Origin of the sequence: Microbacterium awajiense (genome assembly GCF_039536545.1) — a bacterium.
In the GTDB taxonomy this organism is placed as follows: domain Bacteria; phylum Actinomycetota; class Actinomycetes; order Actinomycetales; family Microbacteriaceae; genus Microbacterium; species Microbacterium awajiense.
Map to the genome: position 1 here is coordinate 495752 of NZ_BAAAYU010000001.1, position 23030 is coordinate 518781.

A 23030-nucleotide genomic window follows, 5' to 3' on the forward strand; every position below is an offset into this window, starting at 1 on the left:
CCGTGCCGAGGGGAGCGCGACCTCACCCGTAGAACAGCTTCTCGAACACGCGCCTCGCACGGCGGGTGGCCGCGAACCAATCCTCCTCGACCTGCGTCGCCGACCGCGGGGGGTAGTCGAGCAGGCGGCCGATCGCGTCGAGCTTCATCCGGTCGGGCGGCAGGATGTCGCTGGTGTGACCGGAGGCCAGGGTGTTGGCGGAGCGGAGCCGACTGGCCAAGCGCCACGCCTCCCCCAGCCGCTGTGCGGCCGCGGAAGGAACGAGATCGGCATCGCGCGCTGCGGCCAACGCGGCCTGCGTCGATGTCGTGCGCAATTGTTCGACGCGATGTCCATGCTCGAGCTGGAGGAGCTGAACGAGCCACTCGACGTCGCTGAGGGCTCCGGGACCGAGCTTGAGGTGCCGGCGGGGGTCGGCGTTCTGCGGCAATCGCTCATTCTCGACACGCGCCTTGATCCGTTTGATCTCACGGACGCCCTGCGGGTCGACCTTCGCCGGGAAGCGGACGTCGTCGGCGAGCTTCATGAACGCGCCGATGAGCTTGACGCTCCCGGCGACACCGCGCGCCCGCAGCAGCGCCTGCGCCTCCCATGACAGCGACCAGCGCCGGTAATACTCGGCGTAGGCGTCGAGCGAGCGGGCGAGCGGTCCGTTGCGCCCTTCCGGACGCAGGTCGACGTCCAGATCGAGCGGCACGCGGTGATCCTCGGAGTGCTTCCGGATGCCTGCGACGAGCTTGAGTGCGAGATCGTGGGCGCGCTGTGGTTCGATGCCGTTCGCGCGGTAGACGTACATGACGTCGGCGTCCGAGCCGAATCCGAGCTCACGCCCGCCGAAGCGTCCCATCGCGATCACCGAGAAGTCGAGGTCACGGTCTTCTGGCGGCACGATCTCGCGGCGAACGGCGCGCAGGGTCGCCTGGATCGTCACCTCGGTGATGGTCGTGAGCGTCTCTCCCAGCTCCTCGACGGTCATCCCGCCGACGATGGCGCCCATGGCCGTGCGCAGCAGCTCACGGCGGCGCAGTGCCCGCACCGCCCGCATCGCGTCCTCGGTCGTCTCGTGACGCGTCTGGATCGCACGGGCCTCCTCCTGCAGCGCCACTCCGCCGCGTGGCCGGAGCAGGTCGTCGTCGTCGAGCCACGCCGCGGACTCGGGGATCCACTCCATGAGCTCGCCGATGTACCGCGAGCTGGACAGGACCCGCGTCAGGCTCTCCGCCGCGGCGGACGAATCACGCAGCATCCGCAGGAACCACGGTGAATCCCCGAGCCGCTCACTCAGCCGGCGGAAGGCGAGCAGTCCATAGTCCGGGTCGGCGCCGTCGGCGAACCATCGGATCAGCACCGGCATCAGGTGACGTTGGATGCTCGCCTTGCGGCTGAGGCCGCTCGTCAGGGCGGCGATGTGGCGCAGCGCTCCGGCCGGATCGGAGAAGCCGATCGCGGCGAGCCTGTCGTGGGCCTGTTCGGGCGACAGGCTGCGTTCCTCGGCGCTCATCCCGGCCACCGCCGACAACAGCGGCCGGTAGAACAGCCGCACGTGGATGTCGCGGACCTCGCGCTTGACGGATTCCCAGAGCTCCCACACGGCCGGACCCGAGCCGACGAGTCGTGTCGCGCGCGCCAGCGCGCGCAGCTCCCCCGGATCGGACGGCATGAGGTGGGTCCGGCTCAGTCGACGCAGCTGCGTCCGATGCTCGAGCAGCCGCAGCACACGATAATCGCGTGCGAAGGTCTGGGCCTCGGCGCGACCGATGTAGCCGGCTGCCACCAGCGCCGTCAAGGCATCCAGCGTGCCACGCTGCCGGATCGTGTCATCGCTGAGACCGTGGACGAGCTGCAACAGCTGCACCGTGAACTCGATGTCGCGGATGCCGCCGGGACCGAGCTTGATCTGGTACTGCACCTCGTCGGGCGGGATGTGCTCGGTGACCCGCTCGCGCATGCGCTGCACACTGTCGACGAAGTTCTCTCGCGCGGCGCTGGTCCACACCTTCGGCTGCACCGCCGCCACGTACTCCTGTCCGAGTTCGAGATCTCCGGCGAGCGGACGCGCCTTCAGCAGAGCCTGGAACTCCCAGCTCTTGGCCCACCGATCGTAGTAGGCGAGGTGCGATTCGAGCGTGCGCACGAGCGCCCCCTGACGCCCTTCGGGGCGGAGGTTCGCGTCGACCTCCCACAGCGGCGGCTCGACCTCGACTTCGGAGATGCCGCGCATCGTCTGCACGGCCAGACGCGTGGCGATGTCGACGACCCGGCTCTCCCCGACCTCATCGATCAGGGCCGGATCGCCGCCGCCGACGAAGATGACGTCGACGTCGCTCACGTAGTTGAGCTCGCGGGCGCCGGTCTTGCCCATTCCGATGACAGCCAGGCGGGTGCCCGCCACCTGCTCCCGCGGGAAGAGCCCGCCTCCTGCCGGGTCGCGGGCGATGCGCGTCCGCGCCACGCAGAGGGAGGCCTCCAGCGCGGCGCCCGCCGCGTCGGCGAGGGTCGCCGCGACGTCGGGGATCTCATCGACGGGTTCATCGCTGAGCAGGTCGTACGCGGCGATGCGCGCCAGCATCCTCCGATAGCGGACACGCAACGCCACCCAGGAGGCCTCCGCGCCGGACTCGGCGAAGCCGTCCTCGGCACCGACCGCGCTCGTGAGTGCGTCGAGCAGCTCCGTCGCACTGGGCAGCCGTGTGCCTGCGGTCGTCAGGTCCGGGAGTTCTTCGGGGTGGCGCAGGTAGAACTCGCCGAAGCCGTACGACGCGCCGAGCAGAGCCCACAGCGCCCGCCATCCCTTCTCGGACGCCGCCAGGGTGCGCACGGCCTGAGCGTCCCGCCGCGCGATGAGCGTGAGCGAGTCCAGCGCCGCGTCCGGGTCGGCCGCGACCGACGTGTGGGCCAGCAGCGCGTCGCGGTCGAGCCCGAGCACTGACTCGAGCTCGGACAGGTGGGCGTCCGCATCGGCGAGTTCGCTGAAGCCGACGCGGGCGAGCAGGGTGAGCGCCGACGAGCGCTCGCTGGCGGCCACGGCGGTCTCAGAGCATCTCGAGGTTGCTCTTCAGTTCGAAGGGCGTCACCTGCGAGCGGTATCCCTGCCATTCACGACGCTTGTTGAGCAGCACGTAGTTGAAGACCTGCTCGCCGAGCGTCTCGGCCACCAGCTCCGACTCCTGCATGTACTCCAGAGCGTGGTCGAGGCTCGCCGGCAGCGGCGCGAACCCCAGCGCGCGGCGCTCGGCATCGCTGAGGTACCAGACGTTGTCCTCGGCCTCGGCGGGCAGCTCGTACCCCTCCTCGATCCCCTTGAGCCCGGCGGCGAGCAGCAGTGCGTAGGCGAGGTACGGGTTCGCCGCGGAATCGAGCCCGCGGTACTCGACGCGCGAGGACTGACCCTTGTTGGGCTTGTACATCGGCACGCGAACGAGCGCGGAACGGTTGTTGTGACCCCAGCAGATGAAGCTCGGGGCCTCGTCGCCGCCCCACAGGCGCTTGTACGAGTTGACGAACTGGTTCGTGACGGCGCTGATCTCGTTGGCGTGCCGAAGCAGACCCGCGATGAACTGGCGACCGATCTTCGACAGCTGATACTGCGCGCCCTCCTCGTAGAACGCGTTCACGTCGCCTTCGAACAGCGACATGTGCGTGTGCATGCCGCTGCCCGGCTGACCGCTGAGCGGCTTGGGCATGAACGTCGCATAGACGCCCTGCTCGATCGCGACCTCCTTGATCACCGTCCGGAAGGTCATGATGTTGTCGGCCGTGGTCAGTCCGTCGGCGTACCGCAGGTCGATCTCGTTCTGCCCGGGGCCGCCCTCGTGGTGGCTGAACTCCACCGAGATGCCGAGGTCCTCGAGCATCCGCACCGACCGGCGGCGGAAGTCGTGCGCCGTGCCGCCGGGCACGTTGTCGAAGTAGCCGGCCGAGTCGACGGGCTCGGGCCCCTCGGGTCCGTACGACGATGACTTCAGCAGGTAGAACTCGATCTCAGGGTGGGTGTAGAACGTAAACCCGGCATCCGCGGCCTTGGCCAGCGACCGCTTGAGCACATTGCGCGGGTCGGCGACCGCGGGCTGACCGTCGGGGGTCGTGATGTCGCAGAACATCCGGCCGGTGGGGTCGATCTCACCGCGCCATGGCAGCGTCTGGAACGTCGTCGGGTCGGGGTAGGCGAGCAGATCGGACTCATACGAGCGCGTCAGCCCTTCGATCGCCGAGCCATCGAAGCCGAGGCCCTCGGCGAACGCGCCCTCGACTTCGGCCGGGGCGATCGCCACCGACTTGAGCGTGCCCATCACGTCCGTGAACCAGAGGCGCACGAACTTGACGCCGCGCTCCTCGATCGTCCGCAGAACGAAGTCTCGCTGCTTGTCCATTCGCTTCCTCTCCGCTTGTCGTCCTGCTCAGACTCCGCCGCCGCCGCCGGACCTGTCTTCGCGCGCGTCCTCTTCGGCCCACGCGCGTGAGCGCTCCTTGATCACCTCGGGGGCGTTCTCCGCCTCCTCCGCCGTCTCGAACGGGCCGGCGCGATCGATGCCGAGGGACTGCGGGCCCTTCTCCACCTCGCCGGTGCGGAGGTTGAACCAGAACTTGTCACTGTCGTCGTGCATCGGGGTCTCCCTGGTCGATCGGATGCCTCGATCCTACTGATCGCGCGCGGTGCCCTGGATAGGCTGAGCGCATGGCAGCAGACAGCACCCGCGCCGTCGGCGTGGACATCGGCGGGACGGGCATCAAGGCGGGCATCGTCGACCTGACGGCGGGAGAGCTCATCAGCGACCGCATCAAGGTCGCGACGCCGGACGGCGCCGAACCGAAGGACGTGTTGGCCGCGGTGACCGAGGTGCTCACGCACTTGGGCGTCGCCGACGATCCCATTCCGCTGGGAGTGGCGTTCCCCGCGATCGTGAAGTCGGGGCGCACCCTGTCGGCGGCGAACGTGTCGGACGCCTGGATCGGTTTCGCGGCCGAGGATTTCTTCGAGCAGGGACTCGGGCGTGAGATCCACTTCGCCAACGACGCCGACGTGGCCGGCGTCGCCGAGATGCGGTACGGCGCTGCGCGTGACCGATCGGGATTGACGATCCTCACGACGCTCGGCACGGGCATCGGCTCGGCATTGCTGTACAACGGAGTCCTGATCCCCAACAGCGAACTCGGCCACGTCCATCGGGCCAAGCACGGCAAGGACGCCGAGGCGTATGCCGCCTACTCGGCGAAAGAGCGCGAGGATCTCTCCTGGGAGGAGTGGACCACACGACTGCAGTGGTACTACTCGCACATCGAGTTCCTCTTCAGCCCCGATCTGCTCGTCGTGGGCGGCGGCGTGTCCAAGCACGCCGACAAGTTCCTGCCGCTGCTCAAACTCGACACCGAGATCGTGCCGGCGGTGCATCGCAACAATGCGGGCATCATCGGGGCGGCCGCACTGGCGGTCGCCTGACCGGCTGGGCGAATGGGCCGGCCGGTACGCCGGGTTCTGTTCCGGGGCGAAGCCCCATCGACGGTCATCTCTCTCGGCGACACGTTGCCGTGCCGCTCCAGCGGCCTACCCGGGGACTCGGCGGGCCGCGTCGTCATCCCCTGTCTGGCCTTGCTCCGGGCGAGGTTTGCCATGCGGATCGCGTCACCACGATCCCGGTGGTCTCTTACACCGCCCTTTCACCCTTACCGGGTCGCAACCCGGCGGTCTGCTCTCTGTGGCACTGTCTCGCGGATCACTCCGGGTGGGTGTTACCCACCGCCCTGCCCTGTGGAGCCCGGACGTTCCTCGGCGCAGCCGGTCTCCCGGTTGCGACGCGACCGTCTGGCCGACCCATTCGCGACCGCGAGTCTAGCCCGTCGCGCTGATGCTCCCCTCAGTCCTCACGGGCCGTCTGCCCGATTCGCACGTCGAGGGGGAAGTCGATGGGGAAGTCGCCGAACAGCGCCGCGCCTGCGGCGTCAGAGGCATCCTGCACCGCATCCGCCACCTCTTGCGCCCGTTCGGCGGGCGTGTGGACGATGACCTCGTCGTGCAGGAAGAACGCGAGATGGGCCCGTTGCGCGAACGCCACGCCGGACGCCTCCGCACGCGCACCGTCGGTCGGCGCCAGCTCGGCGAGGCGACGCCGCAGCTCGGCGAGCCAGACGAGCGCCCACTCGGCGGCCGTGCCCTGCACGATGAAGTTGCGCGTGAACCGGCCACGCTCCCGTGCCCACTGCCGGGCCCGAGACACGTCTGCGGAAGTGGCGCCGTCCTCGGTCGCAGCAGACTGCGCGTGCCGCCACTGCGCCGACGGGAGCGGCGACGTCCGACCGAGCCAGGTCGAAACGACCTCGCCGTCCTCACCCGCCTTCGCCGCCGCATCGACGAGCGCCATGGCCGCCGGGTAGGTCCGGCGCAGGCCGGGGAGAAGCCGACCCGACTCGCCCGTCGTCGCTCCGTACATCGCCCCCAGCACGGCGATCTTCGCCTCGGCGCGCGTGGACACGGCGCCGGCGGCGACGATGCCGTCGTAGAGATCGGCTCCCCGGGCGGCGCCGGCCAGCGCGCCGTCGCGAGACATCGCGGCGAGGACACGGGGTTCGAGCTGTGCGACGTCGGCGACCACGAGCCGCCACCCCGGATCCGCGCGCACGGCCGCGCGCAGCGGGCGCGGAAGCTGGAGCGCGCCACCTCCCGACGACGCCCAGCGGCCCGTTACGACGCCCCCGGGGACGTACGTCGGCCGGAAGCGTGCATCGCGGACCCACTCCTCGAGCCAGGACCAGCCGTTCGCGGAGTACAGCCGCGCCAGCTTCTTGTATTCGATCAGCGGCGCGATCGCCGGATGCGCGTACTCGGCGAGCTCCCACCGCGCGGTGGACTGCGCGGGGATCCCCGCGCGGTGGAGCGCGCGCAGCAGCTTGGGCTGGGAGTCCAGGCTCACCGCCGCGTCGTCGAGCGCGACGCGCACCTGCGTGGCGAGCTCCTGCATCCGCTGCGGCACGCCGTGTGTGCGCGCGCCGAGCGTGTCGGTGAGGATCCGGTCATGCTCGGCCGCGTCCCACGGCACACCGGCGGATCTCAGCTCTGCCGCGACGAGTGCCCCGGCGGACTCGGCCGCCGTGAGAATGCGCAGCCGGCCGCCCGTGTCCGGATCGCGGAGGGCTGCGCGTTGGCGCATCCACTCGTTCGCCGTGTCGTCCGGACTCGAGGGCAGGCCGCGCTCGGCGAACTCAGCCAGGTCGAACAGGCCGTCGTCGGGATCGACCCGAGCCTCGGATGCGGCATCCCACCGTCCGTCCGCGTCGAACGGCGCAGAGTCGGCGACGAGCGCCGACGATCGTAGAATCGCGCGACACAGTCGCAGATCGTGGCAGCGCGCGACGCGCACACCGGACGCGAGGAGTGCGGGATACCACTGCGGCGTGTCGTTCCACACCCAGCGCACCGAGGGGCCCTCGTGGCGCGCCACCCACGCCGCGAGGTCGGCGAGCGGCATCTCCTCGTGCGAGATCAGCTCGCCGGCGCCATCGCGCCGGTCGACGGCGACGGCCGCACCCACCCGGCCGAGAAGGATACAGACGGGCTCAATCGCGGGCATCACCGAGGTCGCGGCGGAAGCTGGCGCGCCGATCCATCGACTCGTTCGCAGCCGCGTCGGCCCGGGCGTTCGCCGCTCGCGGCACCCACTCGAAGTGGACCTCGCGGTCTGCGATGAGCTCGCGCGCGCGCTGGGCCAGCACCTGCATGTCGCGGTGCTTGATGCGCCAGCGACCGGACATCTGCTCGACGACCAGCTTCGAGTCCATCCGCACCCGGATCGAAGCGGGGTCGCGTTCGATCGCGGCTTCGAGACCGGCGATCATGCCGCGATACTCCGCGACGTTGTTGGTCGCGATCCCCACGTACACGCCGACCTCGGTCAGGACGGCGTCGGAGTCCGGATCGATCACGACGGCCCCGCCGGCCGCCGTGCCCGGGTTGCCGCGCGAGCCTCCGTCGGCCTCGACGACGAGAGGGACGGTCACAGCCCGGATTCCTCGGTGCGCACGAGGATGCAGCCGCACTCCGGACACGTCGCGACGACGTCCGCGGCGACGTGACCGAGTGCGTTCAGATCGGTGCCGGACAGCACCATGTGACAGCCTTCGCAGGTCCGCCGGCGCAACAGGGCGGCACCGGCGCTGCGCGTGGACAGGCGGTCGTAGAGCGCAACCAGCTCGGCCTCGAGCGTCCCGGCGACAGCAGCCCGGTCTCGGGTCGCCGCCTCCAGCTCGGCCGTCGCCTCGGCGACGACCCGCTTGGCCTCGGCGCTGAGCCTCGCGCCCTCCTCGTTCGTCTCGGCGATCAGCGATTCCTGCTCGGCCACGGCGGCATCGGCCGACTCGAGCCGCTCCATGATCTCGAGTTCGCCGTCTTCGAGGTCGGACTTGCGGCGGGCCAGCGAGGCGAGCTCGCTCTCGAGCCCCTGGGCCTCCTTGACGTTGCTCGTCGCTGCGAGTCGCTCCTGGTCGCGCGCGGATCGCGCATCGACCACCGCCACGTCGGACTCGATCCTGCTCAGCTCGGTTCGCAGGTCGTCGCGCGTGCCCAGGCGCACCGACAGCTCCTGGGCCAGTGTCTGGCGCTGGGCGAGGAGCTCCTTGACCCGCTCCGCCTGCGGCGGATTGCGGCGCGCATCCTCGGCCCGACGGATGCGCGTGTCGAGGGCGGCGAGGTCGAGCAGCCGTCGCTGCTGGTCGGGGGTGGCATTCACGGCATCCAACCTACGGCACCCGCTTGCGCGTGCGTTCGCGGGACCGTGTTGCGTCGCGTTACCACCCGCTCGCGGCGCCGACGCGAGCGCGGATAGCTTCGCAGGACACCCACGGAAGGAGAGCACCATGACGCTCGTCGCACCCTCGCAGACGGTGCGGGCAGGACTGCCCACCGCCGCGGCGCACGTGCGCGTCAGCGAAGTGGGTCGGCGCTTCGGCGATCACGTGGTGCTGCGCGACATCGACCTCGACATCGCACCGGGCCAGATCGTCACCGTTCTCGGTGCGTCGGGCTCGGGCAAGTCGACCCTGCTGCGCATCGCCGGTGGACTCGACACCGCGACGCACGGGGGTGTCCGCATCGATGACGAGCCGGTCACAGGAACCGACACGCGGGTCGCGATCGGCTTCCAGGAGCCGCGGCTGCTGCCGTGGCGCACCGTCTCCGAGAACATCGCGCTCGGGCTGCCCCGCGGTCTGTCGAGATCGGATGGCGCCCGCCGCGTCGACGACCTGCTCGAGCGCACCGGACTCGCCGATTTCGCCCGTCACCGTCCGCGGCAGATCTCCGGCGGAATGGCCCAGCGCACCTCGTTGGCCCGCGCACTGGCGCGGCGCCCCCGGCTCCTGCTCCTCGACGAGCCGTTCGGAGCCCTCGACGCCCTGACCCGCCTGCGAATGCAGGACCTGCTCCTGGCCGTGCTCGACGGCACACCGACGACGACGCTCCTGGTCACCCACGACGTCGACGAGGCGCTGCAGCTCGGCGACCGCGTCATCGTGCTCGGCTGCGATCCGGACGCACCGGCGGGCGCCCAGATCCAGCGCCACGTCATGGTCCCGGGCGACCGTCCCCGCGACCGCGGATCCGCCGCGCTGGCGGAACTGCGCGCCGAGCTGCTCGTCGCCCTCGGCGTCGATCGCCACGCGCACTGACCGCACACCCGATCCCCTCTCCCTCCCCACCCTGACCGAAAGGCCGACCATGTCCCGTTCCCTGCGCGCTCTCGGCGCACTCGCGGCCGCCGCCGCCCTCGCAGCGGGCCTCACCGGCTGCCTCGCCGGCGAGGATGCCCGTCCCGCCGCCGTCGTCGACGCCGACGGCTTCGCCCTCAACCTCGATTGGGCGACCTACAACCCCCTCAGCCTGATCGTGAAGGATCAGGGCTGGCTCGAAGAGGCCGGCTACGAGGTCACCTGGAGCCAGTCCCTCGGCTCGTCGAAGGCGAACGAGGCCCTGCGCGCCGGCGCGATCGACTTCGGGTCCACGGCAGGCTCGGCGGCACTGCTGGCACGCGCGAACGGCGCACCCCAGCAGATCGTCGACGTCGTTGCACAGCCGGAATGGTCGGCGCTCGTCGTCCCGGCGGACTCCGACATCGACTCGATCGAAGATCTCCGCGGCAAGACCGTCGCAGCGGCGCTCGGTACAGACCCGTACTTCTTCCTCGTGCAGGCGCTCGAGGAAGCGGGGCTCTCGGTCGACGACGTCACCGTCGAGAACCTCATCCACCCGGACGGCTGGGCCGCCCTGCAGGCGGGCGCCGTGGACGCCTGGGCGGGCCTGGACCCGATCATGGCGACGGCCGAGGCCGCCGGCGCACAACTGCCCTACCGCAACCTGGAGTTCAACTCGTACAGCGTGCTCAATGCGACCGAGCAGATCATCGCGGAGCACCCCGAGGTGGTGCAGGACGTCGTCGACGCCTATGAGCGGGCCCGTGCGTGGGCCCTGGACAACCCGGCCGAGACCGCGCAGATCCTCGCCGACGCGTCGGCGATCGACCTCGCGGTCGCGACGAAGGTCATCGACGAGCGCGAAGGACTGGACGTCGACCCCGTTCCCGGCGATGGTCTGGCCGCCGTGCTCGCGCCGATCGGCGTCATCCAGGTCGGTCTCGGCGACGTGGCATCGCAGGACGCCGTCGATGACGCGCTCGCCACTCTGTTCGCCCCGCAGTTCGCCACGGCCGCGACGGACCGCTGATGGCCTCCCCCCTCGTGCGTGCCCCGGAGACGCGTGCCGTCGCCGGGGCACGCCCGTTGGACTCCCCCGGTGTCCGGGCCGTCCTCGGCGCGGCGATCCCCGTCACCCTGCTCGCGATCTGGTTCCTGGTCACGCTGCCGGCGAACCCGATCGTGCCGCCGTACCAGTTCCCGAGTCCCGAAGCGGTGGTGCGTGCCGGCGTCGATCTCGCCGAACGCGGCGAACTCGGACCCTACATCGCCATCTCGCTGCAGCGCGTCTTCGTCGGGTTCGCCGCCGGAGGCCTGCTCGGCATCGCGGTGGGCGGACTCGTCGGGCTCTCGCGGTTCTGGGACACGGCGCTGGGGCCGATCCTCGGCATCATCCGCGCCGTACCCAGTCTCGCGTGGGTGCCGCTGCTGATCGTGTGGTTCCAGACCGGTGAGCAGTCGAAGATCGTCCTCATCGCGATCGGCGCGTTCTTCCCGGTGTTCACCACGGTCTCGCTCGCGCTGCGGCACGTCGACCCCCAGCTGGTCGAGCTCGGACGGTCGTTCGGCCTGCGCCACGTGCGGCTGTTCTTCACGGTGCAGTTGCCCAGCGTGCTGCCCGCCGTCTTCGCCGGGCTGCGACTGGCTCTCGTCCAAGCCTGGCTGTTCCTGGTCGCCGCCGAGCTTCTCGGAGCATCGATGGGACTCGGCTTCCTGCTCTCGCGCGGATCGTCGAACGGACGCGTCGATCAGATCGTGCTCGCGATCATCCTGCTCGCAGTGCTCGGCAAGCTCACCGATGTCGTGCTCGCACAGGTGCAGCGCTGGGCGACGCGGCGCTGGGGCTGACCACTCGGTCGCCGGCGCCCCTCGCTATCGTCGGTGCATGCGCATCGGTCTGATCAACCAGCTGCACGGCCGTCCCGGCGGCGCCACGCCCGCGCCGACGTGGCAGACCATCTCGGCGCGGGCGAAGGCGGCGGAGCGGGCCGGGTTCGACATCTTCGTCTACGAGGACGCGCTCCTCTACCGCGGCGACGCAGCCTCGGACGGGGTGTGGGAGTCGATGGCGGTGTCGGGAGCCCTTGCCCTCGCGACGGAAACCATCCGGTTCGGCCCCTCGGTGATGAATGCCCCGTATCGGCATCCGGGTGTGGTCGCCTCCGCGGCCGAGACCCTCGGCGAGATCTCGGACGGACGATTCGTCCTGGGTGTCGGCGCGGGCAACACCGACGACTATCGGGCGTTCGGCATCCCCGCGGATCCGCGCTACTCGCGATTCGCGGGGTGGCTGCCGATCGTGCACGGACTGCTCCGCGGCGAGGTCGTGACGACGGACGGCCCCTATCACGCGGCCGAGCACGCCGAGCTGGTGCTGCGAGGACCGCGTGAGGTGCCGATCGTCGTGGCGGCGCGGGGGCCGCGGATGCTGCGTCTGACCGCCCGATTCGCGTCGGGGTGGAACTGGTGGGCGTCGGGTCGCTCCGACAGCGCGATCGCCGATCTCGCGCGACTCGTGCGCGAACTCGACATCGCATGCGACGAGTCGGATCGTGACCCCGCGACACTCACGCGCACCCTTGACTTCTACACCGTCATCGCCCCCGGGTCGACGGGCGAAGCGCCGGACGGCGCGATCTCGGGAAGCGCCGAGCGGATCGCCGAGGAGATCCTCGGGTTCCGGTCGCTCGGGATCGAGGAGGTGCGCTGCGACGTGCATCCGAAGACCACCGAGGCCATCGATGCGATGACCGACGTGGTTCGGCTCGTGCACGCGAGATGATCCGGGTGGGCCCTGCCGGGATCGAACCGACGACATCCACGGTGTAAACGTGGCGCTCTACCAGCTGAGCTAAAGGCCCGCCCCGCAATTGTAGGCGTCCCGCCTCGCCCGGCGACGAGTGACTAGGCTGTGTGCGGTGCGTTCGTACGCGGCGGACAACGTCGGCGACGCCTCTCATGCGAACTCCTGGCACGATCTGCCAGAACCGAGGAAAGGTCATCCGTGACTGTCAACGACCAGGATCCGTACTCCCAGGGCCCGCAGGACAGCGATCCCGAGGAGACCTCCGAGTGGCGGGAGTCCCTGTCGCAGCTCGTCGACGCGAAGGGCCGCGGTCGCGGCCGCGAGATCATGCTCAGCCTTCTCGCGCGCTCGCACGAGCTGCAGCTGAACGTGCCCCAGGTGCCCACCACCGACTACATCAACACGATCCCGACCGAGAACGAGCCGGACTTCCCCGGTGACGAGGAGCTCGAGCGGCGCTATCGACGTTGGATCCGGTGGAACGCCGCCATCACTGTGCACCGTGCACAGCGGCCGGGGATCGGCGTCGGCGGGCACATCTCGACCTATGCGTCGTCGGCGTCCCTCTACGAGGTCGGTTTCAACCACTTCTTCCGCGGTCTCGACGACCCGTCGGGCGGCGACCAGATCTTCATCCAGGGTCACGCCTCGCCCGGGATCTATGCGCGGTCCTTCCTCGAGGGCCGCCTGAGCGAAGACCAGCTCGACGGATTCCGCCAGGAGAAGTCGAAGGCGCCTGATGGGATCCCGTCGTACCCGCATCCCCGCCTGATGCCCGAGTACTGGCAGTTCCCGACCGTGTCGATGGGCCTCGGTCCGATCAACGCCATCTATCAGGCGATGACGAACAAGTACCTCACCAACCGCGGAATCAAAGACCTGTCGGACTCGAAGGTGTGGGCATTCCTCGGCGACGGCGAGATGGACGAGGTCGAAAGCCGCGGCCAGCTGCAGGTGGCGGCCAACGAGGGGCTCGACAACCTCGTCTTCGTCGTCAACTGCAACCTGCAGCGCCTCGACGGTCCGGTGCGCGGCAACGGAAAGATCATCCAGGAGCTGGAGAGCTTCTTCCGCGGTGCCGGCTGGAACGTCATCAAGGTCGTGTGGGGCCGCGGCTGGGACGAGCTGCTCTCGCGCGACGACGACGGTGCACTCGTGCACCTGATGAACACGACGCCGGACGGTGACTTCCAGACCTACCGCGCCGAAGACGGCAAGTTCATCCGCGACCACTTCTTCGGCCGAGACGAGCGCACCTCGCAGATGGTCGCGGACTGGTCGGATGACGACATCTGGGGCAAGCTGCGTCGCGGCGGGCTCGACTACACGAAGGTGTATGCGGCGTACAAGGCGGCCGCAGAGCACAAGGGCCAGCCCACCGTCATCCTCGCCAAGACCATCAAGGGCTACGGACTCGGGCACCACTTCGAGGGCCGCAACGCGACGCATCAGATGAAGAAGATGACGCTCGACGATCTGAAGCACTTCCGCGACTCGATGCGCATCCCGATCACCGACGCACAGCTCGAGGAGAATCCGTACCTGCCGCCGTACTTCCACCCCGGCGAGCAGGACGAGACCATCCAGTACATGCTCGAGCGTCGTCGCAACCTGGGCGGCTTCCTGCCCGAGCGGCGGACGCATCACGTGGGCCTCACCCTGCCGGGCGATGCCGCGTACGCGTTGCCCAAGAAGGGGTCGGGCACACAGGAGATCGCCACGACGATGGCGTTCGTCCGGCTGCTGAAGGATCTGCTGCGCGCGAAGGACTTCGGCCACCGCATCGTGCCGATCATCCCCGACGAGGCACGCACGTTCGGGATGGACGCGTACTTCCCGACGGCGAAGATCTACAATCCGCACGGCCAGAACTACACCTCGGTCGACCGCGAACTGCTCCTGGCCTACAAGGAGAGTCCGCAGGGTCAGATCATGCACGTCGGCATCAACGAGGCCGGCGCCCTGGCAGCGTTCACCGCCACCGGTACGAGCTACTCGACTCATGGCGAACCGCTGATCCCCGTGTACGTCTTCTACTCGATGTTCGGGTTCCAGCGCACGGGTGATGCCCAATGGGCCGCGGGAGACCAGATGGCACGCGGTTTCATCATCGGCGCCACCGCCGGACGCACCACGCTCACCGGCGAGGGTTTGCAGCATGCGGACGGGCACTCGCACCTGCTGGCCTCCACGAACCCCGCGACGGTGTCGTACGACCCCGCCTACGGGTACGAGATCGCACACATCGTGCGCGCGGGCATCGACCGGATGTACGGCGGGAACCACCCCGACCCGAACGTCATGTACTACCTCACGGTGTACAACGAGCCGATCGTCCAGCCGGCCGAGCCGGAGGACGTCGATGTCGAGGGGATCGTGCGGGGCATGCACCGCATCTCGGTCGCGCAGGGCGAAGGGCCACGCGCTCAGCTGCTCGCCTCGGGCGTCGGCGTTCCGTGGGCGCTCGAAGCGCAGCAGCTGCTGCGCGACGACTGGGGCGTGCTCGCGGATGTCTGGTCGGTCACCTCGTGGACGGAACTGCGCCGCGACGGGCTCGACGTCGACGAGCACAACTTCCTGCATCCGCTCGACCACCCTCGCACCGCATACGTCACCGACCGGCTCAAGGACGCGGAGGGACCCGTCGTCGCGGTGAGCGACTTCATGCGCGCCGTGCAGGACCAGATCCGCCAGTGGGTGCCGCAGCGCTTCGTGAGCCTGGGAGCCGACGGCTTCGGCTTCTCGGACACGCGGCCCGCTGCGCGGCGCTACTTCAAGATCGACGGTCCCTCGCTGGTCGTGCGCACCCTGCAGGCCCTGGCCGCCGAAGGAAAGGTCGACCCGGCCCTGTCTGCGCAGGCCATCGAGAAGTATCGCCTCCACGACGTCACTGCGGGCACGAGCGGGAACGCGGGCGGCGAGAGCTGACCCGGATGCCGAGCGGCTCCCCCCGGATGGACAAAGCCGAGACGCTGGCGTGGCTGCGCCGCATCTCGGGTGATCTCGCGACCGCGACCACGCGTCGACTCGAGGAGAGCCTTCCGTGGTACGCCGAGATGCCGCCGGCGCGGCGCTCCGCCGTCGGGCTCGTCGCACAAGCCGGCATCACGTCGTTCATCCAGTGGTACGACGATCCCGCCTCGACCCCGTGGATCGCCTCCGACATCTTCGCGGCGGCACCTCGCGAGCTGCTGCGCAGCGTGAGCCTGACGCAGACGCTGCAGCTCATCCGCGTGACGGTGGAGGTGACCGAGGAGCGTGTCACCGGCAAGGGCGAGCACCTGCGCGAGGCGATTCTGCTCTATTCGCGAGAAGTCGCCTTCGCCGCCGCCGACGTCTACGCGCGCGCAGCGGAGGCGCGCGGGCTGTGGGACGCGCGCCTGGAAGCACTCGTGGTCGACTCGATCCTCACCGGCGAGGCCGACGAAGAGCTGCCGAGCCGCATCGCGGCGCTCGGATGGCATGGACACGGCGAGGTCGCGGTCCTCGTCGGGACCACTCGCCCGATGTTCGATGTCGACCAGCTGCGTCGTACCGCGCGCAAGCTGGGCGTGGACGTCCTCATCGGGGTGCAGGGGTCCCGATTGGTCACCGTCCTCGGTCGCGCCGAAGCCCCCGGTCGCGCCGAGGATGTGCCGGCCGACCTGCCGTTCCCCGAGATCGCCCGCCGACTCGAGCCGTCGTTCGGGCCGGGGTTCCTGGTGCTCGGACCGGCGGTGTCCGCACTCGTGGACGCGAGCCAGAGCGCCCGCGCCGCGCTCGCCGGGTTCGCCGTCGCCCGAGCATGGCGCAACGCACCTCGACCCGTCGAGGCCGACGATCTGCTGCCTGAGCGCGCCCTCGCCGGAGATCCGCTCGCCAAGCAGACGCTCGTCGAACGGATCTACCGGCCGCTGCACACGCACAGCACCGATCTGGTCACGACACTGTGGAGCTACCTCGACAACGGCCGGTCGCTGGAAGCGACCGCCCGCGAGCTGTTCGTTCATCCGAACACGGTGCGCTACCGGCTCAAGCGCGTCTCGGAGGCGATCGGGTGGGATGCCACGGGGCCGCGGGAAGCGCTCATTCTGCAGACCGCGCTCATCCTCGGGTCGGTGGGCACCGACGCGACGAGGCGCCGATCGTCGCCGGGCCGCCGGGCCTCGAGTGCCTGAGATGTGCGGCCCCGACAAACGTTGCGGAGATTCTTGTGACACGATCGCCAGAAGACGCCCCGGGATCCTTGGCAGGATGAGATGGTGAACATCGCGGTCTTTCCCGGCCAGGGCTCGCAGACGCCCGGCTTCCTCCTCCCCTGGCTCGAGCGCGAGGGCGCAGCCGAGACCCTTGCGACGTACTCGGACTGGGCCGGCGTCGACCTGACGGCGGCGGGGACGGAATGGGATGCCGACCGCATCAGGGACACTGCCGTCGCTCAGCCGCTGATCGTCGCGGCGAGTCTGCTGTCGTGGAACATGCTCGACGCCCGGGACAGCGTTCAGGGTGTCGCCGGCCACTCCGTCGGCGAATTCGCGGCCGCGGCCGCCGCGGGCATCCTCTCGGAAGAGGACGCCCTCCGGCTCGTCGGCATCCGCGGCCGTGCCATGGCACGGGCTGCCGCACACGTCGAGACCGGCATGAGCGCGGTCATCGGCGGCGACCAGGACGCCGTCGTCGCCCGGCTGGACGAGCTCGGCCTCACGCCCGCCAACTACAACGGCTCCGGCCAGATCGTGGCGGCCGGTACGCTCACCTCGCTCGCCGCCCTCGCGGCGGACCCACCGGCCGGCACACGGGTGATCGCCCTTCAGGTCGCCGGCGCGTTCCACACCTCGTTCATGGCTCCCGCGGTCGAGTCGCTGCGCACGGCTGCGGCGGATGTCACCACGACGGACCCGGTGCCGACTGTCTGGTCCAACAGCGACGGCGGCGCGGTCTCGCACGGGCGTGCGTTCCTCGACGCGCTCGTCACGCAGGTCGCATCCCCCGTGCGCTGGGATCGCTGCATGACCTCCTTCGCCGACGCCGGAGTCTCCGCGATCGTCGAACTCTCGCCGGCCGGCACCTTGGTCGGACTCGCCAAGCGCGCGCTGCGCGGCGTCCCCTCCGTCGCGCTCAAGTCCCCCGACGACATCGAGTCCGCCCGACGTCTGCTGACGGGAGAATCCGCATGACCGCAACGATCAGCCAGGCCCGAGGTGCGGCGCACACCCGCATCCTCGCCTACGGTGCCGCACGCGGCGAGATCGCCGTGCCCAACGACGACCTCGTCGCGGCGATCGACTCGAGCGACGAATGGATCCGTCAGCGCACGGGCATCGTCACGCGCACGCGCGCGACGGCCGAGACCGACGCCGTCGATCTCGCGACCGCGGCGGCCGCCGAGGCCGTCGCCACCGCAGGGGTGGATCCGAGTGTCGTGGATGCGGTCATCGTCGCCACCATCAGCAACCCGAAGCAGACGCCCTCGGTGTCGGCGATCGTCGCCGACCGGATCGGCGCCAACCCCGCCGCGGCGTTCGACCTCAATGCGGCCTGTGCCGGTTTCGCCTACGGGATCGCGCAGGCCGACGCGCTCATCCGCGCGGGTGCCGCGACCTACGTCGTCGTCGTCGGCGCCGAGAAGCTCAGCGACATCGTGGACCCCGCCGACCGCAGCATCTCGTTCCTGCTCGGCGACGGAGCCGGCGCCGCACTGGTCGGCCCGAGCGAGACCGTCGGCATCGGTCCGACGGTGTGGGGATCCGACGGATCCAAAGCGGATGCCGTCGGGATGAACCACACGCTGAACGAGTTCCGGTACGGTACCGCGCCGTGGCCGACGCTGCGGCAGGAGGGCCCGACGGTCTTCCGCTGGGCGGTGTGGGAGATGGTCAAGGTCGCCCGTCAGGCACTCGAAGCGGCGGGCGTGGAGGCGTCCGATCTCGCCGCCTTCGTCCCCCATCAGGCGAACATGCGCATCATCGACGAGTTCGCCAAGCAGCTCGGGCTGCCAGACACCGTCAAGATCGGCCGCGACATCGAGACGACGGGCAACACCTCGGCGGCATCGATCCCGCTGGCGACCCATCGCCTGCTGCACGAGCATCCCGAGCTCAGCGGCGGACTCGCGCTGCAGATCGGCTTCGGTGCAGGGCTCGTCTTCGGCGCGCAGGTCGTCGTGCTCCCGTGACGTCCGCGACGCCGACCATAGACTGATTCAGTTCGACACCCGGGTCTGCGACCCCTCAACAACAGGAGACACCATGGCATACACGAACGACGAGGTCCTCGCCGGACTCGCAGAGCTCATCACCGACGAGACCGGCATCTCGGCCGACGAGGTTGCGCTCGACAAGTCCTTCACCGACGACCTCGACATCGACTCCATCTCGATGATGACGATCGTCGTCAACGCCGAGGGCAAGTTCGGCGTCACGATCCCCGATGACGAGGTCAAGAACCTGAAGACCGTCGGCGACGCCGTCGACTTCATCACGTCGAACCAGGAGTAGTCACCACGGTGGGGGCTCCGGCCCCCACCCGACACATCCGTCACGTCACGCGAGGATCCACCTGCACTATGACCACCCCACGCATCGTCGTCACCGGAATCGGCGCCTCATCGCCGTTGGGCGGCACCGCCCCTGAGAGCTGGACAGCGCTGCTGGACGGCGTCTCCGGCGCGCGCGCCCTCGAGCACGACTGGGTCGCCGAGTACGAGCTGCCCGTCACCTTCGCCGCCGAGGCCGCCGTCCGCCCCGACACGGTGCTCGAGCGGCCGATTGCGAAGCGACTCGATCCGGCTTCCCAGTTCGCGCTCGTGGCAGCACGCGAGGCCTGGGCGGATGCGGGCGAGCCCGACGTGGAACCCGAGCGCCTGGGCGTCGACTTCGCGACCGGGATCGGCGGGGTGTGGACTCTGCTGGATGCGTGGGACACGCTGCGCGAGAGCGGCCCCCGCCGTGTGATGCCGATGACCGTGCCGATGCTCATGCCGAACGCCGCCGCCGCGGCCGTGTCGATGCACCTCGGTGCGCGTGCGTACGCGCGGACGGTCGCATCCGCGTGCGCCTCGAGCACCGAGTCGATCGTCAACGCGCTCGAGCACCTGCGTCTGGGCCTGGCCGACGTAGTGATCGCGGGCGGTGCCGAGTCGGCCGTCCACCCGATCACGGTCGCCGCCTTCGCCTCGATGCAGGCGCTCTCCCGCCGCAACGAAGACCCCGAGCACGCATCACGTCCGTACAGCGTCGACCGCGACGGGTTCGTCATGGGCGAGGGCGCCGCCGCGCTCGTGCTCGAGCGCGAGGATCACGCCCGCGCGCGCGGAGCGAAGATCTACGCCGTGGTCGCGGGCGGCGGTGTCACGGCGGACTCGCACCACATCACCGCCCCCGAACCCGAAGGCCTCGGTGCTTCGCGGGCGGTTCGGCTCGCCTTGGAGTCGGGCGGACTCGACGTCGCCGACGTGACCCATATCAACGCCCACGCGACCTCGACCCCGACCGGGGACATCGCCGAGTACCGCGCACTGCTGAGCGTCTTCGGCGACCGCGTCCACGACATCCCGGTGTCGGCCACGAAGGCGTCCACAGGTCACCTTCTCGGCGGCACCGGCGCCCTGGAGGCCCTGTTCACCGTGCTCGCGCTGCAGGAGCGCGTCGCGCCCCCCACCATCAACCTGACGACGCAGGATCCCGACATCCCGCTGCGCGTCTCGAGCGACGCCCTGCCGCTCGACGGAACCGACCACGTCGCGATCACGAATTCGTTCGGGTTCGGCGGCCACAACGCGGTCGCCGCGTTCACCGCGGTCTGATCGACTCTCGCGCCGAAGACGCCCCCGTCTCGACGGGGGCGTCTTCGTGTCGGCAAGCTCGGGATGCGGCATCCCGGCGCCGTCTCAGACGTCGATTCGCCTTCCCGCCGTCCGGGACCGATCGGTCTCCGACCACCGGTAGCGGCGCCGCGACGTCTGACGCCCGATCAGACTCACCCCACCTTGTGCAGCCACACCACGGGAGCGGCGTCACCGGCATGACGGAACGGCTCGAGCTCTTCGTCCCACGCCGCCCCCAGGGCGATCTGCAACTCTCGCTGCAGCTCCGCAGCGTCGCCGCGCGCGATGTCCATCGCGTAGCGGATGCGGTCTTCGCCGATCACGACGTTGCCGGCCGAGTCGGTCTGGGCGTAATGGATGCCGAGGCCCGGTGTGTGCAGCCAGCGGCCTCCGTCGCTGCGGGGTGTCGGGTCCTCGCTCACCTCGAAGCGCAGGTGCTCCCAGCCGCGTATCGCGGTGGCGAGGGCGGCGCCCGTCCCGGCCGCGCCTTCCCAATAGAACTCGGCGCGACGACTGCCGGCCAGCACGGGCTGGTCAGCCCAGTCGAAGCTCACCGCACGACCGAGGGCACGCCCCACAGCCCACTCGAGGTGGGGACACAACGCACGTGGCGCGGAGTGGATGAAGATCACCCCACGCGCCTGTGTTGTCGCCATGATCTCTCCGTTTCGTCAGGTGCGTCTTCCCCTACGACCTGACCGGAGTCCAGCGATGTGTGTGTTCTGTTGTTCCAGGGCCAATTATGCTCGCTGTTCCGCCGAATCACAAGAATGTCATTCGGCTCGTGGGGCGGGTGGGACTTGAACCCACGATCGTCGGGTTATGAGCCCGCTGCCTTGACCAGCTTGGCCACCGCCCCCGGTGGATCGAGCCTACCGGGCGCGACGCTTCCCCTCCGCCATCCGAGCGGTCGCCAGGGCTGCGGTGGAGGGGCAGGACCGATCAGCGAGACGGCTGGTCGTCGGGGTCGCTGACCGGGGGCTCCGGCCACACTTTCGAGACGGCCTCGGTGATCTTGATCGACCCGGTCGTGGGGTGGGGCACCTCACCCCCGCCGCTGCCGCGCTGGATCGGAAGACCCTGGCTGTCGCTGATGATCTGAGGATGGTGGCGGGCGAGCTGGAAGACACCCCACACCGCGAGAAGACCGGCCACGGCGAACCCGAAGTACGCCCACAGCGGGGCCTGCGAGGCCTCGTTCAGCACGATGAGTCCGATGAGGATCGCGACGATGGGGTCGATCACGGTGAGACCCGCGATGACCAGATCAGGGGGGCCTGACGAGTACGCGGTCTGCACGAAGTACGCGCCGACCGCGGTCGCGATGACCAGCGAGACGAGGCAGGTCACCGTCAGCCAGTCGAAGTCCTCGCTCTGGATGCGGCTTATCACGACCTTGGCGAGGGTGGCGACGAAGCCGTAGACGATGCCCGCGACCATGATGTAGAACAGCGCACCGGTACGGGCTCGCAGCCACAGCCACAACGCTGCGCACACGATCGTGAACACACCGAGCAGAATCAGGATCGTGATGAGCTGGCCGTTCGAGATCGGCTCTTCGGTCGCGAACAGCGCCGCGATCGTCACGAAGATGAAGATGCCGCCCACGCACGCGGCGATCGCGATCAGTGAGCGTCGGGTGGGTCGGTGGCCGCTGATCTGCGCGTTCAGCAAGGTGGTGATGACCAGCGCGATCGCACCCAGCGGCTGGACCACGATCAACGGGGCGAACGAGAGCGCCGCGAGCTGGCAGATGATGGCCAGTCCCAGCATGACCGTGCCGAGCACCCACGAGGGGCGTGTGAGCAGCCGTGCGAGCTGGTGCCGGCTGAGCCCCTGCTTCGCAGCCGATCCGCTCAGCTTCTCGACCTTGAGGACGCCGCGGTGCTGATACTGCGCCCCGAACGACATGAAGATGGCACCGAGCAGGGCGAGCGGAATGCCGATGAGGATGCCGGGGTCCTGGAAAGCGCCCAGGAGTTGATCGCCGACCTCTTCGACCACGTCAGCTCTCACCAGCACGCTTCGACGATACCCGGACAGCCCCGAAAGGTAGGCTCGACGCGTGGCCGTTCTGCCGATTCGCATCATGGGAGACCCCGTTCTCCATGCCCCCGCAGCCCCTGTCGAGGAGATCACCGACGAGATCCGCACCCTGGTCGCCGACATGTTCGAGACGATGGACGCCGCTCCCGGCGTCGGTCTCGCCGGCCCGCAGGTGGGTGTCGCGCTGCGCCTCTACACGTACTCGTACCAGGACGACGACGGTCAGCCGTGGCGAGGGGTCGTCATCAACCCGGAGCTGTGGGTGCATCCGCTCGTGCCGGGCGGTCCCGATCCCGACGAGGAGTCGGAAGGATGCCTGTCCTTTCCCGGTGAGCGGTTCCCGTTGCGGCGCTCCGAACGCGTGCGCGTGAGCGGAACCGACCTCGACGGAGAACCCGTGCACATCGAGGTCGACGGCTGGCGCGCACGGATCATGCAGCACGAGTTCGATCATCTCGACGGCGTGCTCTACGTGGACCGGCTCGGTGACGGCGACTGGAAGACGGCACAGAAGATCGCCCGCAAGCGCGGGTGGGGCCGGCCAGGTCAGGCGTGGACGCCCGGCATCGACGATCTCGACGCCTGAAAAAGGAACGGCCCCGAGGTGGAGCTCGGAGCCGTTCGCTCCCCCACTTGGACTCGAACCAAGAACCTATCGGTTAACAGCCGATTGCTCTGCCAATTGAGCTATGGAGGATC

At 69.5% G+C, this 23030-nt stretch carries 20 protein-coding genes, 3 tRNA genes and 1 other RNA gene; 12 read left to right on the forward strand and 12 right to left on the reverse strand.

What is annotated here, in order from left to right; all coding sequences use genetic code 11:
- Positions 1 to 22: 22 nt before the first annotated feature.
- Genes ABD663_RS02430 through ABD663_RS02440 form a run of 3 tightly spaced genes read right to left on the reverse strand, consistent with a single transcriptional unit; the run spans position 23 to position 4604 of the window.
- Entirely contained in the window at positions 23 to 3025 is a 3003-nt protein-coding gene (locus ABD663_RS02430) for a bifunctional [glutamine synthetase] adenylyltransferase/[glutamine synthetase]-adenylyl-L-tyrosine phosphorylase (protein ID WP_344736258.1), read from the reverse strand.
- Positions 3026 to 3032: 7 nt separating this feature from the next.
- Positions 3033 to 4370, reverse strand: coding sequence for a glutamine synthetase family protein (locus ABD663_RS02435; RefSeq protein ID WP_344736259.1), 1338 nt, complete (start codon positions 4368 to 4370; stop codon positions 3033 to 3035).
- A gap of 27 nt (positions 4371 to 4397) precedes the next feature.
- Positions 4398 to 4604: an SPOR domain-containing protein gene (locus ABD663_RS02440; protein WP_344736260.1), complete on the reverse strand. Its 207-nt coding sequence runs from the start codon at positions 4602 to 4604 to the stop codon at positions 4398 to 4400.
- 71 nt (positions 4605 to 4675) lie between these two features.
- On the opposite strand from ABD663_RS02440, the gene ppgK reads away from it, so the two are divergent.
- Positions 4676 to 5437: a polyphosphate--glucose phosphotransferase gene (gene ppgK / locus ABD663_RS02445; RefSeq protein WP_344736261.1), complete on the forward strand. Its 762-nt coding sequence runs from the start codon at positions 4676 to 4678 to the stop codon at positions 5435 to 5437.
- Between the two features lie 9 nt (positions 5438 to 5446).
- Here ppgK and rnpB read toward each other — a convergent pair.
- The 4 genes from rnpB to ABD663_RS02465 form a co-directional block, all read right to left on the reverse strand.
- Positions 5447 to 5812, reverse strand: an RNA gene (gene rnpB / locus ABD663_RS02450) — RNase P RNA component class A.
- Between the two features lie 40 nt (positions 5813 to 5852).
- Positions 5853 to 7562: a bifunctional 3'-5' exonuclease/DNA polymerase gene (locus tag ABD663_RS02455; RefSeq protein WP_344736262.1), complete on the reverse strand. Its 1710-nt coding sequence runs from the start codon at positions 7560 to 7562 to the stop codon at positions 5853 to 5855.
- A complete protein-coding gene (locus ABD663_RS02460) occupies positions 7549 to 7989 on the reverse strand; it encodes a reverse transcriptase-like protein (RefSeq protein WP_344736263.1) in 441 nt (146 codons plus the stop codon). Before ABD663_RS02460 ends, ABD663_RS02455 begins: the two co-directional genes overlap by 14 nt.
- Complete coding sequence (locus ABD663_RS02465) at positions 7986 to 8717, reverse strand: zinc ribbon domain-containing protein (RefSeq protein ID WP_344736264.1); 732 nt, start codon at positions 8715 to 8717, stop codon at positions 7986 to 7988. Before ABD663_RS02465 ends, ABD663_RS02460 begins: the two co-directional genes overlap by 4 nt.
- A gap of 127 nt (positions 8718 to 8844) precedes the next feature.
- Here ABD663_RS02465 and ABD663_RS02470 point away from each other — a divergent pair, with 127 nt between their 5' ends.
- Genes ABD663_RS02470 through ABD663_RS02485 form a run of 4 tightly spaced genes read left to right on the forward strand, consistent with a single transcriptional unit; the run spans position 8845 to position 12457 of the window.
- Positions 8845 to 9654: an ABC transporter ATP-binding protein gene (locus ABD663_RS02470; protein ID WP_344736265.1), complete on the forward strand. Its 810-nt coding sequence runs from the start codon at positions 8845 to 8847 to the stop codon at positions 9652 to 9654.
- Positions 9655 to 9703: 49 nt separating this feature from the next.
- The gene (locus ABD663_RS02475; RefSeq protein WP_344736266.1) at positions 9704 to 10705 is read left to right on the forward strand and encodes an aliphatic sulfonate ABC transporter substrate-binding protein; all 1002 of its coding nucleotides are present in this window, start codon (positions 9704 to 9706) and stop codon (positions 10703 to 10705) included.
- The gene (locus ABD663_RS02480; RefSeq protein ID WP_344736267.1) at positions 10705 to 11523 is read left to right on the forward strand and encodes an ABC transporter permease; all 819 of its coding nucleotides are present in this window, start codon (positions 10705 to 10707) and stop codon (positions 11521 to 11523) included. The genes ABD663_RS02475 and ABD663_RS02480 overlap by 1 nt, the downstream gene beginning before the upstream one ends.
- Before the next feature lie 37 nt (positions 11524 to 11560).
- Entirely contained in the window at positions 11561 to 12457 is an 897-nt protein-coding gene (locus ABD663_RS02485) for an LLM class flavin-dependent oxidoreductase (protein ID WP_344736268.1), read from the forward strand.
- A 6-nt stretch (positions 12458 to 12463) separates the two neighbouring features.
- Here the strand turns inward: ABD663_RS02485 and ABD663_RS02490 are convergent.
- Positions 12464 to 12536, reverse strand: a tRNA-Val gene (locus tag ABD663_RS02490).
- A 143-nt stretch (positions 12537 to 12679) separates the two neighbouring features.
- Between ABD663_RS02490 and aceE the strand changes: the two genes are divergently transcribed.
- From aceE to ABD663_RS02520, 6 genes are all read left to right on the forward strand, one after another.
- Positions 12680 to 15409, forward strand: coding sequence for a pyruvate dehydrogenase (acetyl-transferring), homodimeric type (aceE, locus tag ABD663_RS02495; protein ID WP_344736269.1), 2730 nt, complete (start codon positions 12680 to 12682; stop codon positions 15407 to 15409).
- 26 nt (positions 15410 to 15435) lie between these two features.
- Complete coding sequence (locus ABD663_RS02500; protein WP_344736270.1) at positions 15436 to 16638, forward strand: PucR family transcriptional regulator; 1203 nt, start codon at positions 15436 to 15438, stop codon at positions 16636 to 16638.
- An 84-nt stretch (positions 16639 to 16722) separates the two neighbouring features.
- Positions 16723 to 17637: an ACP S-malonyltransferase gene (locus ABD663_RS02505; protein ID WP_344736271.1), complete on the forward strand. Its 915-nt coding sequence runs from the start codon at positions 16723 to 16725 to the stop codon at positions 17635 to 17637.
- Complete coding sequence (locus ABD663_RS02510) at positions 17634 to 18635, forward strand: beta-ketoacyl-ACP synthase III (protein WP_344736273.1); 1002 nt, start codon at positions 17634 to 17636, stop codon at positions 18633 to 18635. The genes ABD663_RS02505 and ABD663_RS02510 overlap by 4 nt, the downstream gene beginning before the upstream one ends.
- A 73-nt stretch (positions 18636 to 18708) precedes the next feature.
- On the forward strand, positions 18709 to 18957 hold the full coding sequence (locus tag ABD663_RS02515) for an acyl carrier protein (protein ID WP_344736274.1): 249 nt from the start codon (positions 18709 to 18711) through the stop codon (positions 18955 to 18957).
- 68 nt (positions 18958 to 19025) lie between these two features.
- The gene (locus ABD663_RS02520; RefSeq protein ID WP_344736275.1) at positions 19026 to 20264 is read left to right on the forward strand and encodes a beta-ketoacyl-[acyl-carrier-protein] synthase family protein; all 1239 of its coding nucleotides are present in this window, start codon (positions 19026 to 19028) and stop codon (positions 20262 to 20264) included.
- A 173-nt stretch (positions 20265 to 20437) separates the two neighbouring features.
- Here the strand turns inward: ABD663_RS02520 and ABD663_RS02525 are convergent, their stop codons facing one another.
- The 3 genes from ABD663_RS02525 to ABD663_RS02535 form a co-directional block, all read right to left on the reverse strand.
- The gene (locus tag ABD663_RS02525; protein ID WP_344736276.1) at positions 20438 to 20941 is read right to left on the reverse strand and encodes a DUF3145 domain-containing protein; all 504 of its coding nucleotides are present in this window, start codon (positions 20939 to 20941) and stop codon (positions 20438 to 20440) included.
- A 129-nt stretch (positions 20942 to 21070) separates the two neighbouring features.
- A tRNA-Ile gene (locus tag ABD663_RS02530) sits at positions 21071 to 21144 on the reverse strand.
- Between the two features lie 83 nt (positions 21145 to 21227).
- Positions 21228 to 22304, reverse strand: coding sequence for a DMT family transporter (locus ABD663_RS02535; protein WP_425561761.1), 1077 nt, complete (start codon positions 22302 to 22304; stop codon positions 21228 to 21230).
- Between the two features lie 46 nt (positions 22305 to 22350).
- On the opposite strand from ABD663_RS02535, the gene def reads away from it, so the two are divergent.
- On the forward strand, positions 22351 to 22917 hold the full coding sequence (def, locus tag ABD663_RS02540) for a peptide deformylase (protein ID WP_344736279.1): 567 nt from the start codon (positions 22351 to 22353) through the stop codon (positions 22915 to 22917).
- A 38-nt stretch (positions 22918 to 22955) separates the two neighbouring features.
- Here def and ABD663_RS02545 read toward each other — a convergent pair.
- Positions 22956 to 23028: transfer RNA gene (locus ABD663_RS02545), tRNA-Asn, on the reverse strand.
- Between the last annotated feature and the right edge of the window lie 2 nt (positions 23029 to 23030).

Bases quoted from the DNA above. Each gene is read 5' to 3' on its own strand.
- ABD663_RS02435 (WP_344736259.1), bottom strand. From the start codon at position 4,370: ATGGACAAGCAGCGAGACTTCGTTCTGCGGACGATCGAGGAGCGCGGC.
- ABD663_RS02440 (WP_344736260.1), bottom strand. From the start codon at position 4,604: ATGCACGACGACAGTGACAAGTTCTGGTTCAACCTCCGCACCGGCGAG.
- ppgK (WP_344736261.1), top strand. From the start codon at position 4,676: ATGGCAGCAGACAGCACCCGCGCCGTCGGCGTGGACATCGGCGGGACG.
- ABD663_RS02455 (WP_344736262.1), bottom strand. From the start codon at position 7,562: ATGCCCGCGATTGAGCCCGTCTGTATCCTTCTCGGCCGGGTGGGTGCG.
- ABD663_RS02470 (WP_344736265.1), top strand. From the start codon at position 8,845: ATGACGCTCGTCGCACCCTCGCAGACGGTGCGGGCAGGACTGCCCACC.
- ABD663_RS02475 (WP_344736266.1), top strand. From the start codon at position 9,704: ATGTCCCGTTCCCTGCGCGCTCTCGGCGCACTCGCGGCCGCCGCCGCC.
- ABD663_RS02480 (WP_344736267.1), top strand. From the start codon at position 10,705: ATGGCCTCCCCCCTCGTGCGTGCCCCGGAGACGCGTGCCGTCGCCGGG.
- ABD663_RS02485 (WP_344736268.1), top strand. From the start codon at position 11,561: ATGCGCATCGGTCTGATCAACCAGCTGCACGGCCGTCCCGGCGGCGCC.
- ABD663_RS02500 (WP_344736270.1), top strand. From the start codon at position 15,436: ATGGACAAAGCCGAGACGCTGGCGTGGCTGCGCCGCATCTCGGGTGAT.
- ABD663_RS02510 (WP_344736273.1), top strand. From the start codon at position 17,634: ATGACCGCAACGATCAGCCAGGCCCGAGGTGCGGCGCACACCCGCATC.
- ABD663_RS02515 (WP_344736274.1), top strand. From the start codon at position 18,709: ATGGCATACACGAACGACGAGGTCCTCGCCGGACTCGCAGAGCTCATC.
- ABD663_RS02520 (WP_344736275.1), top strand. From the start codon at position 19,026: ATGACCACCCCACGCATCGTCGTCACCGGAATCGGCGCCTCATCGCCG.
- ABD663_RS02525 (WP_344736276.1), bottom strand. From the start codon at position 20,941: ATGGCGACAACACAGGCGCGTGGGGTGATCTTCATCCACTCCGCGCCA.